This is a genomic window from Neobacillus niacini, from assembly GCF_030817595.1.
Lineage (GTDB): Bacteria > Bacillota > Bacilli > Bacillales > Cytobacillaceae > Neobacillus > Neobacillus niacini_G.
The window spans coordinates 4,389,286-4,408,369 of the sequence record NZ_JAUSZN010000001.1; the positions used below are offsets into that span (position 1 = coordinate 4,389,286).

18 protein-coding genes and 2 riboswitches are annotated in these 19,084 nt (G+C 38.1%); of the genes, 17 read left to right on the forward strand and 1 reads right to left on the reverse strand.

Going from position 1 to position 19,084, the window contains the following annotated elements; translation table 11 throughout:
• Nucleotides 1–9 precede the first annotated feature (9 nt).
• The 14 genes from QFZ31_RS20855 (at nucleotide 10) to QFZ31_RS20920 (ending at nucleotide 13,756) form a co-directional block, all read left to right on the forward strand.
• Complete coding sequence (locus QFZ31_RS20855) at nucleotides 10–804, forward strand: MBL fold metallo-hydrolase (RefSeq protein WP_307306443.1); 795 nt, start codon at nucleotides 10–12, stop codon at nucleotides 802–804.
• Nucleotides 805–934: 130 nt separating this feature from the next.
• On the forward strand, nucleotides 935–2,167 hold the full coding sequence (locus QFZ31_RS20860; RefSeq protein WP_307306445.1) for a S1C family serine protease: 1,233 nt from the start codon (nucleotides 935–937) through the stop codon (nucleotides 2,165–2,167).
• Nucleotides 2,168–2,288: 121 nt separating this feature from the next.
• Nucleotides 2,289–2,447 (forward strand): CxxH/CxxC protein, encoded by a 159-nt coding sequence (locus QFZ31_RS20865; protein ID WP_179598936.1) that lies wholly within the window; start codon nucleotides 2,289–2,291, stop codon nucleotides 2,445–2,447.
• Nucleotides 2,448–2,547: 100 nt separating this feature from the next.
• Entirely contained in the window at nucleotides 2,548–3,027 is a 480-nt protein-coding gene (rlmH, locus tag QFZ31_RS20870; protein WP_307306449.1) for a 23S rRNA (pseudouridine(1915)-N(3))-methyltransferase RlmH, read from the forward strand.
• 69 nt (nucleotides 3,028–3,096) lie between these two features.
• Complete coding sequence (locus QFZ31_RS20875) at nucleotides 3,097–3,861, forward strand: MurR/RpiR family transcriptional regulator (protein ID WP_307306452.1); 765 nt, start codon at nucleotides 3,097–3,099, stop codon at nucleotides 3,859–3,861.
• Between the two features lie 125 nt (nucleotides 3,862–3,986).
• Nucleotides 3,987–5,585, forward strand: a complete 1,599-nt coding sequence (locus QFZ31_RS20880; RefSeq protein WP_307306455.1) for a PTS transporter subunit EIIC — start codon at nucleotides 3,987–3,989, stop codon at nucleotides 5,583–5,585.
• Between the two features lie 47 nt (nucleotides 5,586–5,632).
• Nucleotides 5,633–6,958: a 6-phospho-alpha-glucosidase gene (locus tag QFZ31_RS20885; RefSeq protein ID WP_307306457.1), complete on the forward strand. Its 1,326-nt coding sequence runs from the start codon at nucleotides 5,633–5,635 to the stop codon at nucleotides 6,956–6,958.
• A gap of 347 nt (nucleotides 6,959–7,305) precedes the next feature.
• Complete coding sequence (locus tag QFZ31_RS20890) at nucleotides 7,306–8,301, forward strand: phosphatidylglycerol lysyltransferase domain-containing protein (protein ID WP_307306460.1); 996 nt, start codon at nucleotides 7,306–7,308, stop codon at nucleotides 8,299–8,301.
• Nucleotides 8,302–8,499: 198 nt separating this feature from the next.
• Complete coding sequence (locus QFZ31_RS20895) at nucleotides 8,500–9,282, forward strand: transporter substrate-binding domain-containing protein (RefSeq protein ID WP_307311694.1); 783 nt, start codon at nucleotides 8,500–8,502, stop codon at nucleotides 9,280–9,282.
• Between the two features lie 29 nt (nucleotides 9,283–9,311).
• Complete coding sequence (locus QFZ31_RS20900; RefSeq protein WP_307306462.1) at nucleotides 9,312–9,977, forward strand: amino acid ABC transporter permease; 666 nt, start codon at nucleotides 9,312–9,314, stop codon at nucleotides 9,975–9,977.
• 12 nt (nucleotides 9,978–9,989) lie between these two features.
• The gene (locus tag QFZ31_RS20905) at nucleotides 9,990–10,733 is read left to right on the forward strand and encodes an amino acid ABC transporter ATP-binding protein (protein ID WP_373459869.1); all 744 of its coding nucleotides are present in this window, start codon (nucleotides 9,990–9,992) and stop codon (nucleotides 10,731–10,733) included.
• 348 nt (nucleotides 10,734–11,081) lie between these two features.
• Nucleotides 11,082–11,263: riboswitch (Lysine riboswitch) on the forward strand.
• A gap of 108 nt (nucleotides 11,264–11,371) precedes the next feature.
• On the forward strand, nucleotides 11,372–12,208 hold the full coding sequence (locus QFZ31_RS20910; protein WP_307306463.1) for a transporter substrate-binding domain-containing protein: 837 nt from the start codon (nucleotides 11,372–11,374) through the stop codon (nucleotides 12,206–12,208).
• 64 nt (nucleotides 12,209–12,272) lie between these two features.
• Complete coding sequence (locus tag QFZ31_RS20915) at nucleotides 12,273–13,001, forward strand: amino acid ABC transporter permease (protein WP_307306466.1); 729 nt, start codon at nucleotides 12,273–12,275, stop codon at nucleotides 12,999–13,001.
• A 20-nt stretch (nucleotides 13,002–13,021) separates the two neighbouring features.
• The gene (locus tag QFZ31_RS20920; protein ID WP_307306468.1) at nucleotides 13,022–13,756 is read left to right on the forward strand and encodes an amino acid ABC transporter ATP-binding protein; all 735 of its coding nucleotides are present in this window, start codon (nucleotides 13,022–13,024) and stop codon (nucleotides 13,754–13,756) included.
• Between the two features lie 81 nt (nucleotides 13,757–13,837).
• Here the strand turns inward: QFZ31_RS20920 and QFZ31_RS20925 are convergent, their stop codons facing one another.
• Nucleotides 13,838–15,037 (reverse strand): phosphoglycerate dehydrogenase, encoded by a 1,200-nt coding sequence (locus QFZ31_RS20925; RefSeq protein ID WP_307306471.1) that lies wholly within the window; start codon nucleotides 15,035–15,037, stop codon nucleotides 13,838–13,840.
• Between the two features lie 59 nt (nucleotides 15,038–15,096).
• Nucleotides 15,097–15,175: riboswitch (ZMP/ZTP riboswitch) on the reverse strand.
• A gap of 169 nt (nucleotides 15,176–15,344) precedes the next feature.
• Here QFZ31_RS20925 and hprK point away from each other — a divergent pair.
• The 3 genes from hprK (at nucleotide 15,345) to QFZ31_RS20940 (ending at nucleotide 19,047) form a co-directional block, all read left to right on the forward strand.
• Nucleotides 15,345–16,280 (forward strand): HPr(Ser) kinase/phosphatase, encoded by a 936-nt coding sequence (gene hprK, locus QFZ31_RS20930; protein ID WP_307306474.1) that lies wholly within the window; start codon nucleotides 15,345–15,347, stop codon nucleotides 16,278–16,280.
• Nucleotides 16,281–16,545: 265 nt separating this feature from the next.
• A complete protein-coding gene (locus QFZ31_RS20935) occupies nucleotides 16,546–17,892 on the forward strand; it encodes an amino acid permease (protein ID WP_307306477.1) in 1,347 nt (448 codons plus the stop codon).
• 141 nt (nucleotides 17,893–18,033) lie between these two features.
• A complete protein-coding gene (locus tag QFZ31_RS20940) occupies nucleotides 18,034–19,047 on the forward strand; it encodes an SIS domain-containing protein (protein ID WP_307306479.1) in 1,014 nt (337 codons plus the stop codon).
• The last annotated feature ends 37 nt before the right edge of the window (nucleotides 19,048–19,084 follow it).

Here is a 19,084-nt window from a genome sequence, read left to right on the forward strand (position 1 = left end):
TGAAATCATATGTCATTACGTTATAGCATATTAGCGAGCGGAAGTACGGGGAATTCGCTTTATGTTGAATCAGACGAGCATTCTTTTTTAGTAGATGCAGGATTTAGCGGGAAGCAAATGGAGGCATTTTTTCAACATATAGATCGTGATATAAGCAAATTATCAGGGATATTTGTAACCCATGAACACAGTGATCATATCAAAGGGATTGGCGTGTTAGCCCGTAAATATAAGCTGCCAGTGTACGCAAATGAAAATACATGGCGTGCCATGGAGCGGTTGGTTGGAGAAATTCCAACTGAACAAAAGATGATATTTGGTACAGAAAGTGTAAAAAGCTTTGGTGCTACAGATATTGAATCTTTCGGAGTGTCGCACGATGCAGCAGAACCAATGTTTTACGTCTTCCATCATTCGGGGAAGAAATTGGTCTTGATAACAGATACAGGCTATGTGAGCGACAGGATGAAGGGAATCATCTCAAATGCAGATGCCTATATTTTTGAGTCCAATCACGATGTTCAAATGTTACGAATGGGAAGATATCCTTGGAATATTAAACGAAGGATTTTAAGCGATCTTGGGCATGTTTCCAATGAGGATGCGGCGATTGCTATGAGTGAGGTCATCGGGGACAATACGAAACGTGTTTACCTGGCACACTTAAGTCTCGACAACAATATGAAGGATTTGGCAAGAATGTCAGTTGCACAAACACTTCAAAGCCAGGGGTTAATTGTCGGTGAGGGATTTGATCTCTATGACACAGACCCTAAAGTGCCAACGATTTTAACCGCGGTATAATCTAAGAACAAAGATACTTCCTATTTGGTATCTTTGTTCTTTTTTTTATAAAATGGTTTTGGACAGAGTATAATTGTAACTATAAGCCAAAATATTAATTAGTTGCTTATGAAAGGGAGACGTGGTGAAAATGGGTTACTATGATGATCATTCACAAGGACGTAACCAAAAAGTGAATAGGAACAGAGGTAGTTTTTTACTTGCAAGTATTGTTGGTGCAATACTTGGAGCCATGCTAGTTATCATTTCAATTCCGGCCTTATCTAATGGAGGTTTCCTTCCCTACAATGTACAGCCCAATCAGAGTCAATCTGCAGGGACAAATGATAATAACCAGGACAATTTTGTACAGCAGCAGGTGTCCTATGATGTAAATACGAATACTACAAAAGCTATTGATAAGGCTGCCGATGCAGTAGTTGGGATTAATAATATACAAACCTCTAACTTCTGGTACGACGAGGGTGGAGACGACCAAGGGCCAGCAGGTACAGGGTCAGGGGTCGTTTATAAAAAGGCAGGAGATAAGGTTTATGTTGTGACCAATCATCATGTAGTTGAAGGTGCTACACAGCTGGAAGTGACCTTAAATGATGGCACAAAAATTCCTGCAAAACTTCTCGGTTCAGATGTTTGGACCGATTTAGCTGTACTTGAAGTTGATGCAGGCAAGATTAAAAAAATAGCTGAATTTGGTGATTCTGATGCCTTGAAGATGGGGGAACCGGTAATGGCAATTGGAAATCCACTAGGTGCCACCTTCTCTGGTTCGGTTACGCAAGGGATTATTTCAGGGATTAATCGGACAATCCCTGTTGATATTAACCAAGATGGTATTATGGATTGGCAGGCAGAGGTACTACAAACAGATGCAGCCATTAATCCTGGTAACAGTGGAGGGGCATTAATTAATATTGCCGGACAACTTATTGGCATCAACTCGATGAAAATTGCTCAAAATGCCGTTGAGGGGATTGGGTTATCAATACCGATTAACTATGCAAGACCGATTATTAATGACCTAGAACAATATGGCGAGGTCAGACGACCTTACATGGGAGTTGACTTAAAATCGGTTGCTGAAATTCCGGGTTATTATCAAGAAGAAGCCTTAAAATTACCAAGGGACATTAACTATGGTGTAGCTCTTCGCCAGGTTGTGCCGAATTCACCTGCAGCACAGGCTGGATTACGAGAGCTAGATGTTATTGTAGAGATGGATGGGAAAACCATACATGACGTAATTGATCTTAGAAAGCATTTATATCAAGAGACAAAAATAGGCGACCAAATGGAGATTAAATACTATCGAGAAGGTAAGCTGCAAACAACCAAGATCACTTTAGCAGAAGATCAATCTTAAAAGGTAAAACAGGAAGGTGTTATCACCTTTCTGTTTTTTTATGGTATAGTGGTTGGTTGAATGATGCTGTTTGGTAAGTAAATAATAAGGTAAATAGTGAATTGATAAGGAGGCGAAAAAATTGATTTATTGCTGTGAGGAACATGTAGATTTGGCACTAGATAACGTTGTGGAAGAGTTTGAAACCTTTCCAGTCTTATCAAAAGTAACTGGGGATAACTTATCAACAGGTTGTGAGTATTGCCAAAATAGAGCTGTATATATTGTGGCGAACAAATGATTCCATACAAGATGTGGATAAAAAATGTGGACATGTGGATAACTTTTGTGGATAAGTTGTTTGTAAACTGTTTGTAACATAAAAAAGAGGGTTGTGGATTGTGAATATCTCAATTGTTACGGTTGGTAAATTAAAAGAGAAATTTTTAAAATTGGGAATTGACGAATATTTAAAACGACTAAATGCGTATGCGAAAGTGGAAGTCGTCGAAGTAGCGGATGAAAAAGCACCAGAGGAATTAAGCGAGTTAGAAATGATTCAGGTCAAGCAAAAAGAGGGAGAAAGAATCTTGGCTAAGATAAGCCAGGACACATATGTAATTGCCCTCGCAATAAATGGGAAAATGCAATCTTCTGAAGAGCTAGCGGATACGCTAGATAAATTGGCTACATATGGGAAAAGCAAGATTGCTTTTATTATCGGAGGATCGTTAGGATTAAGTGATGAAGTGCTAAAACGTTCAAACGAACAGCTCTCTTTTTCAAAAATGACCTTCCCCCATCAACTGATGAAATTGATTCTAGTAGAGCAAATTTATCGAGCTTATCGAATAAACCGGGGCGAGCCATATCATAAATGAGGATTTGAATATTAAACCAAAAAAAGCAATCGCAAACCGCCACAATGGCAAAGTGAGAGTGAAGAATAAATGGTGGATATCAGCAAAATTATTCAAGGGAAAAATCTATCTGAAGTAGAAGTCCAAATTGTCCAATATATCATTACAAACATCGACAATGTCCTGGAAATGGGAGTACGAAATATTGCGAAAGAAAATTTTACCTCTCCTGCAACTGTAATCCGCCTTTCGAAAAAATTAGGCTATACGGGATTCATCGATATGTATTACCACCTCCTCCCTCTCGTTAAAAAAGCAGATTTACCGGAAAGCAACGTGATGGAGGACTTTCTCGAGATTAGTTCAAAGGATTTTATGAGCCATAATTCAATGAAAGATATTGAAATCTTCATTAAAAAAGTATTAAATCTCAAACAAAGCTATATTTTTATATATGCTACAGGTTTTTCTGCAATTGCAGCAGAATATTTGTATAAAAAACTATTAGTACTAGGAAGAAAAACGATTTTTGCCAGTGGAACTGATTCGATTGGGGTATTCGAAAATAATCTGGAAGATATCGGTGCCTTAGTGGTGATCTCCAAATCAGGTGAAACACAGCTTGTCCTCGATAAAATGCAGGCAGCCAAAGAGCATCATATTTTTACTGTTTCTTTCACAAAGGAAACTGAAAGTCGGATTGCAGAACTTTCCGATTTGAATTTTAAAATCATCGATCATAATAAACTAGACGATAGAAACATGCTGCCGAACAGTTTTTTCCCCGGTCTAATGCTGATGTTTGAATATATTGTCAAACAGTATGTCGGGACATTATTACCCCCAAAAAAATAGAAATGAGTGAAACGTGTTTCAATGTTTGAAACACGTTCTTTATTACGTGGAATCTATCGACTCTAAAACGTTTACATTGTATTCTAATCCTGTCAACTACAAAAACATAAAAGGGGGAAGGCAAAATGAAAGCAAAAGTTATGGAAGGCATGCAGCGCTTTTCAAAAGCGATGTTCATTCCAATACTTATTTTGCCGATTGAGGGTATTTTAATTGCATTTGGAAATTTATTTACCAACCCAAGGTTAATGGAGGTCTTTCCATTTTTAGATAATCCGATCACAACCGGATTTGGGACCATCTTGACTGGATCATTGGTTTCAATTCTCACCAACTTGGGACTCATATTTTGTGTCGGGATAGCAGTTGGTTTAGCGAATAAAGAAAAAGCAATCGCTGGGTTTACTGCTTTATTAGGCTATTTGGTATTTGTAAATGCCATGAATAAATTTATGCAGCTCACCGGGGCCCTATATGAAGGGGAATCTTTGCAGGGAACCGGACAAACGATGGTCTTGGGCGTTCAAATTCTTGATATGGGTGTGTTTTTGGGACTTATTCTCGGTATTGTAACCGCTATCGTTCATAACAAGTTTATTGATAAAGAGTTCAAAGGTGCGTTTCAAATTTATGGCGGATCACGATTTGTCTTTATTGTACTGATTCCTGTTCTGGTGTTGTTATCAGTTGCGCTTACGTTCATCTGGCCATTTTTCCAAGCTGGAATTAACAGTCTTGGAGGTCTAATTCAACATAGTGGAAGCTTTGGAATTTTCTTATATGGGGCATTGGAACGTTTGTTAATTCCAACAGGTCTGCACCACTTAATCTATACGCCATTTTTATATACATCATTGGGCGGTGCCGTAGAAATCGGCGGCCAAGTATACGAAGGGGCAAGAAATATTTACTATGCAGAAATTATCGATCCAACTGTAAAAGAGCTTTCATCAAGCGTGGTTTGGGATGCGCGCGGTATTTCGAAAATGTTTGGTTTAATTGGTGCTTGTTTGGCCATGTACCACACTGCAAAGCCTGAAAATAAAGGCAAGGTAAAGGCGATTTTAATTCCGGCTGCCGTTACATCATTTATTGCTGGTGTGACAGAGCCAATTGAATTTTCATTCCTGTTTGTAGCACCATTGTTATTTGTTGTTCATGCTGCTTTAAGCGGATTAGGGATGGTAGCGTATCATCTATTGGATGTCCGAGCCATTGGCCCAAATGGAATGATTGATTTTCTATTGTTCAATGTACCGCTTGGAATCGAAAAAACACATTGGCCAATGTATATCTTAGTAGGATTGTTCTCATTTGCTGCTTACTATGTGGCTTTCCGCTTCCTAATTGTGAAATTTAACTTCAAAACAATTGGAAGAGAAGATGAAGACGAAGAGACAAAATTATATTCGAAGAAAGATTATGAAAAGAAAAATAAAGGAGTAACTGGGACTCCTGAGCCACAGTCGAATGGTGGAATTGCCCCAGTGATCGTTGATGCATTAGGCGGAGCAAGCAACATTAATACGGTAACAAATTGTTACACAAGACTCCGTTTAACACTGGATAACCCTGAAAAGGTCAACGAAGAAGTATTGAAAAGAGAAACAGGTGCCAGTGGAGTCGTGATTAAAGATAAGAACGTTCAGGTTGTTTATGGCTTACAGGTAACAAACATTCGGAAAGCTGTCGACAGCTATTTGGGATTATCAACGAACGAATAGAACCTTGTTAAATACAACAAAGATTACTAGAAGGGAATGGAGAAAAAATGAAAAAGTTCTCAATCGTGATTGCAGGTGGAGGAAGTACTTATACACCGGGGATTGTAATGATGTTATTGGATAACCTGGACCGTTTCCCGCTTCGGAAATTAAAATTATATGACAATGACCGTGAAAGACAAGCTGTTTTAGGGGAAGCAATTGAAATTGTATTAAAAGAAAAAGCACCGGATATCGAGTATTGCTATACAACGGACCCGGAGGAAGCTTTCACCGATATCGACTTCTGTTTTGCTCATATCCGTACGGGAAAATATGAAATGCGTGAAAAAGATGAAAAAATTCCATTAAAGCATGGTGTTGTCGGCCAAGAAACTTGTGGACCTGGCGGAATTGCTTATGGGATGAGAAGCATCGGTGATATGATTGAATTGATTGATATTATGGAAAAGTATTCTCCGGATGCCTGGATGTTAAACTATTCCAATCCTGCAGCCATTGTTGCGGAAGCTTGCCGCGTGCTTCGTCCAAATTCAAAGGTATTGAATATTTGTGACATGCCAGTAGGAACATTACGCAGAATTTCGCATATCATCGGCAAAGAGCCGCAAGATTTAGAAGTCCGTTATTTCGGATTAAATCACTTTGGCTGGTGGACTAGCGTTAAAGATAAAGAAGGTAATGAATATCTGCCTCAAGTTCGAGACTATGTGGCAGAAAACGGCTATCTGACTCAAAAAGAAGTAGATACGCAGCATACGGATGCCAGCTGGCAAGAAACACATAAAAAAGCGAAAGACTTGTTAGCAGTTGATCCAAGATTCTTGCCAAATACGTATTTAAAATACTATTTATACCCTGATTATGTCGTGAAAACTTCAAATCCGGAATATACAAGAGCAAATGAAGTCATCGATGGCAGGGAAAAGACGGTCTTTTCTACTGCAAGACAGATCATTGAAAGAGGTACAGCAGAAGGCTGTGAATTTGAAATGGGCGCTCACGCAACCTTTGTCGTTGACCTTGCCCGCGCCATTGCCTTTAACACGCATGAAAGAATGCTGTTGATTGTTGAAAACAATGGTGCCATTGCAAACTTTGATGATGATGCCATGGTAGAAGTTCCATGTATTGTAGGAAGCGATGGTCCAGAGCCATTAAGCCAAGGAAAGATTCCTGAATTCCAAAGAGCGTTAATGTACCAGCAAGTAACGGTTGAGAAATTAGTCGTACAAGCTTACATTGAAGGAAGCTATCAAAAGTTATGGCAGGCATTAACACTATCAAAAACAGTACCAAGTGCAAATGTTGCAAAAGAAATTTTGGATGATTTAATTGTAGCAAATAAAGGTTACTGGCCTGAATTAAATTAATTTTATAAATACTTAAAAAGGCGAAAAGCTGAAGAGCTTTTCGCCTTTTCATACGGATACTCATATGCTGTTTTTAATCTTAATCGATATAAACCGTATAAAATATATCGAGTGAAGGATCAATATTCTGTCGTTAAAAAATTCAGTGTATCACCTACTAAACCTGTCCAATACAATTAAGATTCCTTTTCATATGCTATAAAAAGATTACTGATCGTTGCAAAGCCAATCATAGGATACATTTAAGACTTGATGAGGAATAAATCAGCTCTTATTTGTTGGTAATTTCATAAAATATATGAACGGATTTAAGTGAAGGTACTCAGGTACTCTTAGGGGCGAGGAATATGAATCAATCTAATAAAAACACAAAGCATAGATTCATTGGCAAATGGCTGTTCAATGAGATTGATCTTAACGACAAACTTCTTTTTGATAAGTTTATTAAGGAAAGTGAATATCCGGCCACCGTCTGGTCCTCTAACTTTGCTTACCTTTGGGCATCTTCACAGTCTAGAAACAGGAAAACGGTTTGGAAAATCATTGATGGTATGTTAGTACCGTTTTTTTATAATGTGCACCATCAATATCTTTCTCTTGTTTGTCTGCCTTTTGGGAAAGGAGATGCAGATCACGTCGTTAAAGTTCTATATAAATGCATGGCTTACTGCTATAGGTTGAACAAATTAACAGGAAATCAGATATATTGCAGAGTACGGACCATTAACGAAGCCCAACTGCAATTTTTACAATCGTCCAAGAAATTTAATCAACATTTTGACCCTAAGAAGTTAACGGGGATTGAGAGGCATTATAGTATTCAAAAACTCATCAACTTGGCTGGAAAAGAATTTGCATACGTCCGAAGAAAGATCAATAAATTCCATCGTCAATATCCTGAGGCTGTTATTCGGAAATATGAAGCGGCTACCGACTATCACAAAGTAATGGAATTTAATCAAAATTGGGCAAACGAACATGATGAATCTGTATTTGATGGTAGGTACTTTAAGGAAATCTTAAAGTACCCAGATGAGCTGGACCACACTGTTTTAGTTGTTGAAATAAATGATCAAATTGTTGGTATGACATCAGGAGGTTGTTTGCCAACGGGACAATCTTGGTCGTGCTTAAGGAAAGGTGACCATAAGGTTGAGGGACTATCGGAGCTGCTTTTATGTGAATTGGTAAAAGAAAGCTATAAGGTCAATTCTTCTATTGAATACATGAACGACGGCAGCGATCTGGGAGATCAAGGGTTATGCTTTTTTAAAGAACGGTTTAGACCAGAATTAAATTTAAATCGCTACCGGGTTTATCTTAAAAATTATAATTACCGCTAAACTATATTAACTTCGTGATTCCATAATGAAAACTGTATGTTATATGAGTTGTTGTACAAAAAGTGTCAGGTACTCTTAATGGTGCCTGACACTTTTTTGTTTAATTGCGGAGTTAATGGGGTATTTACTTTTATAAGTAAGTTACTTAGCTAGGAATATTGTAAAGATAAATGAGAGGGAAAGGGAATGATAGCCAACATGTGGTTGAATAAAAAGTTAATATTGGTTTTCAGTTTTATCGTGGTTTGCTTTTTATCAGCTTGCGTCGAGAAGGAGAAGCTTGCTGACGGATCTAAACTAATACATAATAATCAATTTGTTTTTGCTGCTTCTGGTGAGTTTAAACCTTTTAGTTATATCAATGATGATCTCACCATGTCTGGCTTTGATATTGAGGTTGGAGAAGCCATTGCAAAAGAAATGGGCCTTGAGCCTGTTCAAAAGCGAATAAAATTCAAGGGGATTGTAGAAGGGGTCAAAACAGGGCGTGCGGATGCTGCTGTTGCCAGCCACACGATCAATCCGCAGCGGAGCAAACATGTTTCCTTTACTACCCCCTACTATTATTCTGGACCGCAAATTTTCACCAGACCGGATAGTCAAATTAAGACTGTCAAAGATTTAGCGGGAAAAGAAGTAGCTGTAGCAAAAGGTTCGACTTATGCCGATACAGCTTCCAAGTATACAGACAAAGTAAAAACTTATGACAGTGATATTACAGCTTTAAAAGCGTTAAGCGGCGGGCGTCATGATGCGGTAATCACAGATTTCGTCACCGGGAAAAGTGCTGCAAAGGAAGGGTTTAAGATAAAAGGACAGCAGTTAATTAACCGCAGTGAACAAGCGATTGTGCTGCCTCAGGATAACCCAAAACTATTGAAGCGAGTAAACGAATCGCTGGAAAAACTCCGGGAAAATGGGACACTGACTCGGATTAGTATCAAATATTTTGGTGAGGACATTACCAATAAACCAGAATAAATCAATACCATAGAAGGGAAGTAGCTACATTGCCAAGTTTTTCGCATTTTTTCCACATACTAACGGAAACAAAGGGTGTATTCATAAAAGCCATGCTTTTAACATTAGAGCTGACGGCCGTTTCTATCATAATCGGAATCGCCATCGGGCTTTTCTTTGCTTTATTAAAAATCTCTAAAATAAAAATATTAGAACTCATTTCAGATACATATGTCTATTTGGTTAGAGGAACACCGCTGATTGTTCAAATATTTATCCTCTACTTCGGGATTAGCGGGATTTTCCTCCTTCCTGATTTCTGGGCCGCTTCACTTGCCCTGGCGTTACATAATGGAGCCTATATTTCCGAAATCCTACGAGGAGCCATTCAAGCAGTCGACAAAGGTCAGATGGAAGCTGGACGCTCTTTGGGAATGACGAAAGCACTGACATTAAGGAGAATTATTCTTCCGCAGGCATTCCGCCGGGCGCTGCCGCCTTTAGGAAACCAATTTATCATAAGTTTAAAAGATTCTTCGTTAGCCGCCTTTATCTCCATGAATGAGCTGTTTAATGTGGCGACAACGCTAGGCTCCAATAATTTTGACGAAATGACGTATTTACTCATTGTAGCAGTCTACTATTTATTGCTAGTAGCACTGATGACATTTGTAGTGAACCGATTTGAAATGAAATTGGCAATAAGCGACAGATAGGAGGCGAGGAAATTGGAAACAAAAGAAATGATTAAAATAAATCAATTGAATAAATCATTTGGAGACTTACATGTATTAAAAAATATCAATATGACAGTTTCCGAGAGCGATGTCGTTTGTTTAATAGGGGCAAGCGGCTCAGGGAAAAGTACCCTTCTTCGCTGTTTGAATTTTTTAGAAAAAAAGGATAACGGCGAAATTATAATTGAAGGAAATAAAGTCGACCCAGGTACTGATAACCTCAATAAGATTAGGGAAAGGGTAGGAATGGTGTTTCAACATTTCAACTTATTTCCACACAAAACGGTTTTAGAAAATATTATCGAAGCACCTATCATGGTAAAGGGCGTTAACAAAGATGAGGCTATATTCAAAGCAAAACAATTACTGAAAAAAGTAGGCTTAGAGGATAAGTCAGATGTGTATCCTAGTAAACTATCAGGCGGGCAGAAACAACGGGTAGCGATCGCTAGAGCACTTGCGATGGAACCAGACATAATGCTTTTTGATGAGCCAACATCGGCACTCGATCCGGAGCTTGTGGGAGAGGTTTTAACAACCATGAAGGAATTGGCTGAAGAAGGAATGACAATGGTTGTGGTGACCCATGAAATGGGATTTGCTAGAGAAGTAGCGGATTGGATTGTGTATATGCATGATGGGAAAATTATCGAGCGCGGCAATCCTGAGCAATTTTTCAACCATCCGAAAGAGGAGCGGACTCGGGAGTTTTTAAAGACGACAATGCTTAAATAAACATGCAAATACAATTAATGAATAGATATCGAATCAACAGCACCCTCAAATTTAATGAAAGGGTGCTGTTTTGTATCTTAAACATTTATATTATTCTACAATCGCTACAACGGGCGGCTTATTCAAAAATGGCATAAGATTTACTACATCTTTTTGAGCCTTTTAATTATAAAGGGCAAAAGAAGATACTATTATCAAAAGAGTTCGACAAATATTTTTTACAGGCTTCAATATGTCTCTTTTGAAAATTATTTTAATAGAATGAATTGGCAGCAAATACATGTTGACGAGTTTCGACAAAATGCTGTAGTATAAAAGAATAATTTAATAAGACCTCACTTTTTTTATCAGTGAGGTAGAGGCGCGATATTTAACAGTCTTTAGTGGAGTTTGAGAAGCAATGATACTAAGGAGAAGGAAATGTCGCCGAAGTTTGTAATATTCTCGGTATTACATGCTGGGTCTGTAGTTAAGAGCTGCAGGACTGTCTCAATAAACTCTCCGGTTTATTGAGTTGTGCTATCTCATTTGGGATAAAAGAGGGGACTTAAGGTAACTATGCATATCGCGGCCTGAGTTTATCTCAGGCCGTTTTTTGTTTTAAGTAAAATAGTTAAAAAAACAGGGGGAGAGACATCATGAAAAATAAGTTTACGATTGTTATAGTTTTGTTGGTTTCAGCGATTCTTGTATTAGCAGGTTGTGGAACAAGTAAGAGTTCTGGTTCTGGATCATCAGAGGATAATACTTTTAAGGTAGGTCTTGAAGCTGGATACGCTCCTTTTAACTGGACTCAAAACGATGATTCCAACGGTGGAGTTAAGATTGATGGCTCTGCAGAATATGCAGGCGGATATGATGTGGAAATTGCTAAAAAAGTAGCAGAAGGTTTAGGAAAAGAATTAGTGATTGTCAAAACAGAGTGGGATGGCCTTGTACCAGCTTTAACATCAGGTAAAATTGACGCTATCATCGCTGGTATGTCACCAACAGCAGAACGTAAAAAGACAATCGATTTTTCGGATAACTATTATACATCCAATTTAGTGATGGTTGTGAAAAAAGGCAGCAAGTATGAAGGTGCAACATCTATCCAGGATTTCAAAGGAGCAAAAGTTACAGCTCAGTTAAATACATTCCACTATTCCGTGATTGATCAAATTGAAGGTGTAGATAAGAAAACGGCGATGGATAACTTCCCAGCAATGCGAGTAGCGCTTGAATCAGGAATGATTGACGGATACGTTTCAGAGCGTCCGGAAGGTGTTAGTGCATCTGCAGCAAATGATAACTATGTAATGGTCGAGTTTGAAGAAGGATTTAAAACATCGCCAGATGACACTGCAATCGCAGTCGGTCTTGAAAAAGGCAGTGACCTTAAAGATAAAATCAATGAAATCTTAACAGGTATCTCAGAAGAGGAACGTACAAGCATTATGGATACCGCTATTAAGAATCAACCAGCAGCAAAATAATTTCAAAGAAGCCGGCTGTATTGCAATGGTACAGTCGGTTTTATACAGTAAAGGAGGATAAAAGATGAGTCTTGAGTGGGTCATTACCATTATATCTGAAAACTGGCCTATGTTCCTTCGCGGTGCTGGGTTAACACTTTTGATTGCTCTAATTGGTACAGTTTTGGGAGCAATAATTGGATTATTAGCAGGGGTAATTCGTACAATTCCAGTACCTGAACGTGGGGCAAAAAAAGTATTTTTAAAAGTAATTAACGCGATTCTTTCTATCTATATTGAATTCTTCCGTGGAACACCAATGATTGTACAAGCGATGGTTATTTATTATGGTTCTGCGTTAGCATTTGGCATCGATATGAATGTTTTTGTTGCAGCTATTATTGTTGTATCGATTAATACGGGAGCCTATATGGCAGAAATTGTTCGCGGCGGGATTGTTTCGATTGATAAAGGACAGTTTGAAGCAGCGCATGCGATTGGTATGACTCATGTTCAAACGATGTGGAATGTGGTGTTACCACAAGTTATACGTAATATTCTACCGGCCACAGGAAATCAATTTGTTATTAATATTAAGGATACTTCCGTTCTGAATGTCATTTCCGTTACGGAATTATATTTTGTTACAAAGTCGATTTCAGGTAATAACTTTAGATATTTTGAATCATTTTTCGTGGCATGTATGATTTATTTTGTGATGACTTTTATAGTTACAAGAATATTGCTATACATTGAAAAGAAATTAGATGGCTCTGATAACTACACGATGATTGAAAATGACATTCAAAAATAATGGGAGAAGGAGGAGAGAATATGGAAAAGATTATTGATATTCAACACTTAAACAAATCCTTTGGAACACATGAAGTATTGAAAGACATTAATTTTTCGGTAAATAAAGGAGAAGTAGTTTCCATTATCGGTTCCTCAGGATCTGGTAAATCAACTCTTCTTCGTTGTATTAATCTTTTAGAAAAACCAAGCGGCGGGCAAATTATCTATCATGGAGAAAATATACTAGATGATAAACATGATGTAGCCGACTACCGGAAACATTTAGGTATGGTATTCCAACAATTTAACTTATTTAACAACCACAATGTTCTTAACAACTGTGTAGTAGGACAAGTAAAGGTGCTAAAACGCTCCAAGGAAGAAGCAGAAAAGGTAGCGTTAAAATACCTAAAGGTTGTTGGTATGGACAAATATATTAACGCGAAGCCGAAGCAGCTTTCCGGTGGTCAAAAGCAACGCGTGGCGATTGCAAGAGCACTTTCCATGGAACCAGATGTAATGTTATTTGATGAACCCACATCTGCACTTGACCCTGAAATGGTTGGAGAGGTTCTGAAAGTCATGAAGGAATTAGCTGAATCAGGTCTTACGATGTTGATTGTAACGCATGAAATGGAATTCGCAAAAGAAGTATCCGATCGAGCTGTTTTTATGGATAAGGGAGTTATTGCGGAAGAAGGAAGTCCAGAGCAAATTTTTAATAATCCAACACAAGAGCGGACAAGGGAATTTCTGAAGCGTACTTTAAAATAATAGCATTGTTAAGGTGAAAAAATGGAGCCAGGTTGAAACCTGGCTCCATTTCTATAGGATATTTATTTGCCTCTTTTATGTTTAAATAATACGGGCGGTTACTATGCCGGAAATTTGTTTGATTTTTTCCTCTAATGCCGGAATAACATCGCCATTAACTTTATTATCAATGTCAATCATCGTATAAGCGTATTCCCCTCGGCTTCTGTTAACCATATCCGCAATGTTTAAATGGTAACTAGATATAGCGGATGTAATCTGCCCAACCATATTTGGAACATTGTGGTGAAATGCGACTACTCTTTGCTTTCCTGTATAAGGAAGGAAAGTATTTGGGAAATTCACTGAGTTTTTAATGTTTCCTGTTTCTAAAAATTCCTTTACTTGACGGGCGGCCATAATCGCACAGTTTTCTTCGGATTCTTGTGTAGAAGCACCTAAGTGCGGAATTGGAACTGTATTTTTCATTTTGAGTATGTTTTCATTCGGGAAATCGGTAATATACCTTCCAACTTTCCCAAATTCAAGAGCTGTTGCCATGTCTACTTCATTCACAAGCTCCCCACGTGAGAAGTTTAAAATATGAACTCCCGGCTTCATTATGCTAAAGGTTGCTTCGTTAAACATTCCTTTTGTATCCTCAGTTAATGGTACGTGCACAGTAATAAAATCAGATTCTGAGAACAATTGTTCAATTGTCATGGCGCGCTGTACATTGCGGGACAAATTCCAAGCCGTATCGACTGAGATAAATGGGTCAAACCCGATAACATCCATATCTAAATCAAGCGCATCATTCGCTACAAGCGCACCAATTGCTCCTAAACCAATAACACCTAACGTTTTTCCTTTAATTTCTTTTCCGACAAACTGCTTTTTTCCTGCTTCCACTAGCTTTGGAATCTGATCACCTTCGTTTTCCAAGGCCTTAGCCCAGGCAACACCAGCAAAAAGGTTGCGGGATGAAGAAATTAATGAGGTTAGTACCATTTCTTTTACAGCGTTGGCATTTGCACCAGGCGTATTAAATACAACGATTCCTTGCTCTGTACATCTATCTACAGGAATGTTATTCACACCTGCTCCCGCCCTTGCAATTGCTAATAAATTATCGCCGATTTCTACTGAGTGCATATTAAAGCTGCGAACAAGGATGGCATCGGGATTTTCACTGCCGTTGTCAATTTGAAAATTGCCCTTATTGAATACCTTTAGTCCACTTTCTGCGATATTATTAAGTGTTTTGATCGTTTTTACCTTTTCTAAAGTGATAGTACTCATGATTTTCCTCCTAAATTTTTTGCTTTAATAAACAGAAAGAGGTAAGGGATAATATCCCTTACCTCTGCCCAGGCGAACGGCTGCGACACCATGTGCTCCCTCGCGGTTATCCGCGTTTCGCCAGTTACACATGGTCTTTTTTATTATTTTTATCATATCATAATTCTCTACAGTTTAAAAGATTGTCTTTTAATCTCTTTTTTTAAAAAAATTCTATTTCTAATAGGATAAACCCCTAAATGGATGACGTTTCCAAAAATCTTAAGTATAATCTTATAATAAAAGGCTAATAGGACGTGAGTATAGGTTGAAAAAAGTAACAATAGAAAGCTTGGTTCAAAAGTATTCATTGAAAGTATTGGCTGGAGAAAACCACCTGCAGAAGATCATTACGCAGCCACGGGTGCATCGTCCGGGATTGGAATTTGTAGGTCATTTTGATTTTTTTCCAACAGAACAAGTTCAAATTTTAGGGAAAAAGGAGATTACCTATTTACATAAGTTAAGCAGAGAGGAACGTAAAATCCGAATCGGAAACATTGTTCACTATCATCCACCATGTTTTATCGTAACCGCTGGCGAAGAAGGACTTACCTATTTAATTCACCATTGTACAGAGCAAGGTATCCCCTTGTTAGTAACAAAACAGCCAGAGACAACATCAGAGTTTATCACTAAATTGGATGCATTTTTGATAAAGGAATTAGCACCAGAAATATCTGTTCATGGAGTTTGTATGAATGTATCAGGTATTGGTATCTTACTTCGTGGAAATTCAGGGGTAGGGAAAAGTGAGACTGCCCACACATTAATTCGCCGCGGACATCGGCTAGTATCCGATGATATTGTTGTTCTAAAGAAACTTAGTACGCAAACCATTCTTGGTACCCATGATGGGAAAACAAAGGAGTTTTTGGCACTCCGTAGTATTGGATTGTTAAATGTCGTCCGTTTATATGGCCGTAAGGCTTTTCAGGATGAAACACGAATATCTCTTGATATACATTTAACGAAGTGGGAAAAAGACGCCTTATATAATGACTTAGAACAGGAATATCATTTTACTGACTATATGGGTGTTAAAATTCATTCAATGGAAATTCAACTTCAGCCTGGACGTGATGTGGCTGGGTTAATTGAGGCAGCAGCAAACAACTGGTACTTAAAGCAGCAAGGATACAGCGCAGTAGAAGAATTCATGAGCCGGGTAGAGGCTGATATCATGAAACCGGATAGGGATTAACCTAAAGATTTATTTAATTAATTAGTTTAAGAAGGCGCTTCCATTGGAGCGTCTTTTTTGTATATCAAAGAGACCCTGATAAAATTTTCAAAAATATTTTAAAATAAGAGATTGTAATTTATATAATAACTGATTATAATACAAGACATAACAAATAAAAAAGCGTTTTCATCGGAGGGGATAAAACAAACGAAAATAGCAGGAAAATCTTATAAAAAGGTAAAGGACTTGGGAATTTTATCATCTTGATTTGGAGGAACTCTTTATGAGTAAGGGGACACTTACACGAAAACTTGGTTTTTGGGCTGCTCTCGCCATTGCTGTTGGAACGACTGTCGGGTCGGGGATATTTGTATCATCTGGTGATGTAGCAAAAGCTGCAGGAACGCCTGCTATTTCCATTCTAGCCTGGATTATAGGGGGAATCATTGCTATCCCGCAAGTCATGGTGCTGGCAGAGTTATCAACGGCTTATCCTCAAAATGGAAGTGGTTATGTTTACTTAAATAAGGCAGGATGGAGACCTTTAGGCTTTCTGTATGGATGGGCTACGTTCTGGGCTTTGGATCCACCGTCCATAGCAATTATGGCATTAGCGATTGTTTCCTATGTATCATCCTTTTTGCCATTTTTCAATGGGATGTCTGGAAAACTTCTAGCAATTGCTATCATTTTAATCATTACATCCATTCATTATCGAAGTGTAAAAGAAGGCGGCCTGTTCCAAGTAATCATTACGGGTGTGAAAATCATCCCATTTTTAATTGTCATCGGGTTAGGATTAATGTATTTGAACCCTGGGAATTTTTCCTATGTTCCTCCTAGTTCCGGTGAGGTGAAAACAAGTTTAATTGGCGGTGTGTCGGCCACTACTTGGGCATATACAGGAATGGCAGCGATTTGTTTTATGGCTGGAGAATTCAAAAATCCAGGAAAAGTCTTGCCTCGGGCTCTGATCAGCTCTGTATTAATTGTATTGACCTTATATACCTTACTCGCAGTTTGTATTATCGGTTTAATGCCTTTTGAGAAGCTAATCAACTCAAGTGCTGCAGTATCTGATGCTGTCAAGTATATTCCGGGATTGTCTGATATTGCTTCTTCTTTTGTAGGTGTTACAGCGATTATTGTTATTTTAGGATCATTAAGCTCTTGCATTATGTTTCAGCCTCGTCTGGAATATGCGATGGCGAAGGACGGTCTATTCTTTCAACGCTTTGCAACGGTTCATCCAAAATACGAAACACCAAGTTTTTCGATTATTGTTCAGGTTACGTATGCTTGTATTCTTGTGATGTTTAGCAATTTAACAGCATTACTCGGATATTTCACGCTGATTCAATTGCTTATCAATATCATGGACTTTGCAGCTGTTTATAAATGCCGTAAACGAGATGATTACAATCCAATTTATCGAATGCCGATGTGGAGATTAACCACCATCCTAGCTATTCTAGGTGCCTCTTGGCTGGCTTGGGGAACGTTTACTTGGGCCCCTATCGAAGGAATGATCGCTGCATTTATCGTAATTGCGACAGGTCTACCTGTGTATTACTACTGGGAAAAAAAATATGGCTCGAAAAACAAAAGTAATAGTAATCTAGTTGCATAATCGGTATGAAACTAGGAAGTTAGTTTCTTTTCTTACTAACTTCCTAATATTATAAAGTAGTTGTTTAATTTGTTATATATAAATATAATACTAGATATAACAAATATAAAAATTTGATTCAGGGTTAGGGAGGAAACGTTAATGTTAAAATATGATGAAGAATTATTTCTAAGGCTTGTCGAAAAAGAGGGCCTTGCTTTTCGAGGGCAAATTGAGGATATCGTAGATGGAATATCGAATAGAGGCTACAGCAATATTTTTCTTATTGGTGCTGGCGGTACCATTGCGATGATGTATCCTTATGAATATATACTAAAATCCAATTCTACTATTAATGTTCATGCAGTAATTGCCGCTGAATTCATGGTTATGAATCACCGGCAGTTTAGTAAAGATTCAGTTTGCATCTTTACATCCGTATCAGGAACGACACAGGAAACCGTTGCCGCTGCGGAATTTTGTAAAGAAAGAGGAGCGACTACCATTGCTTTAGTAGCTGAGCCAAATACTCCGTTAACGCAAATTGTTGACCACTGTATCACAACAGGGTCTGAAACACATTCTTTTGATACGTTCTTTATGCTTCTATATATGTTTGCATTCCGCTTTATGTATAACAACAATGAGTTCCCGCAATATGAGCAGTTTACAAAAGAGGTTGCATTATTACCACGCGCAATTTTAAATGCTGTAAAATCTTTCGATAAAACCGCAGAGGAATTTGCTATTAAACATAAGGACACAGATTACCACATGATGGTTGGTTCCGGTAATTTATGGGGCAACACTTACTCTTATGCTATGTGTATTTTAGAGGAGATGCAATGGATTCATGCGAGGTCGATACATGCAGCAGAATTTTTCCATGGAACGCTTGAATTGGTGGTTGAAGATACTAGTGTAATTTTGCTGAAAGGTGAAGATGAAACAAGACCATTGATGGACCGTGTAGAGCGTTTTGCTGAAAAGATTACAAAACAGTTAACCGTTATCGATACAAAGGATTTCGAGATGGAAGGGATCAGTGAAGAGTTCAGAAAACACTTTGCTGTGAGCATTAACTGGTCTGTCCTTAGTCGCATCAGTGTTTATCTTGAACGTGAAAGAAACCATCCATTAACTCTTAGAAGATATTATCGACAAATGGAGTATTAAAAAGAATTTGAGCACTACTTAGTGGTGCTCATTCCTT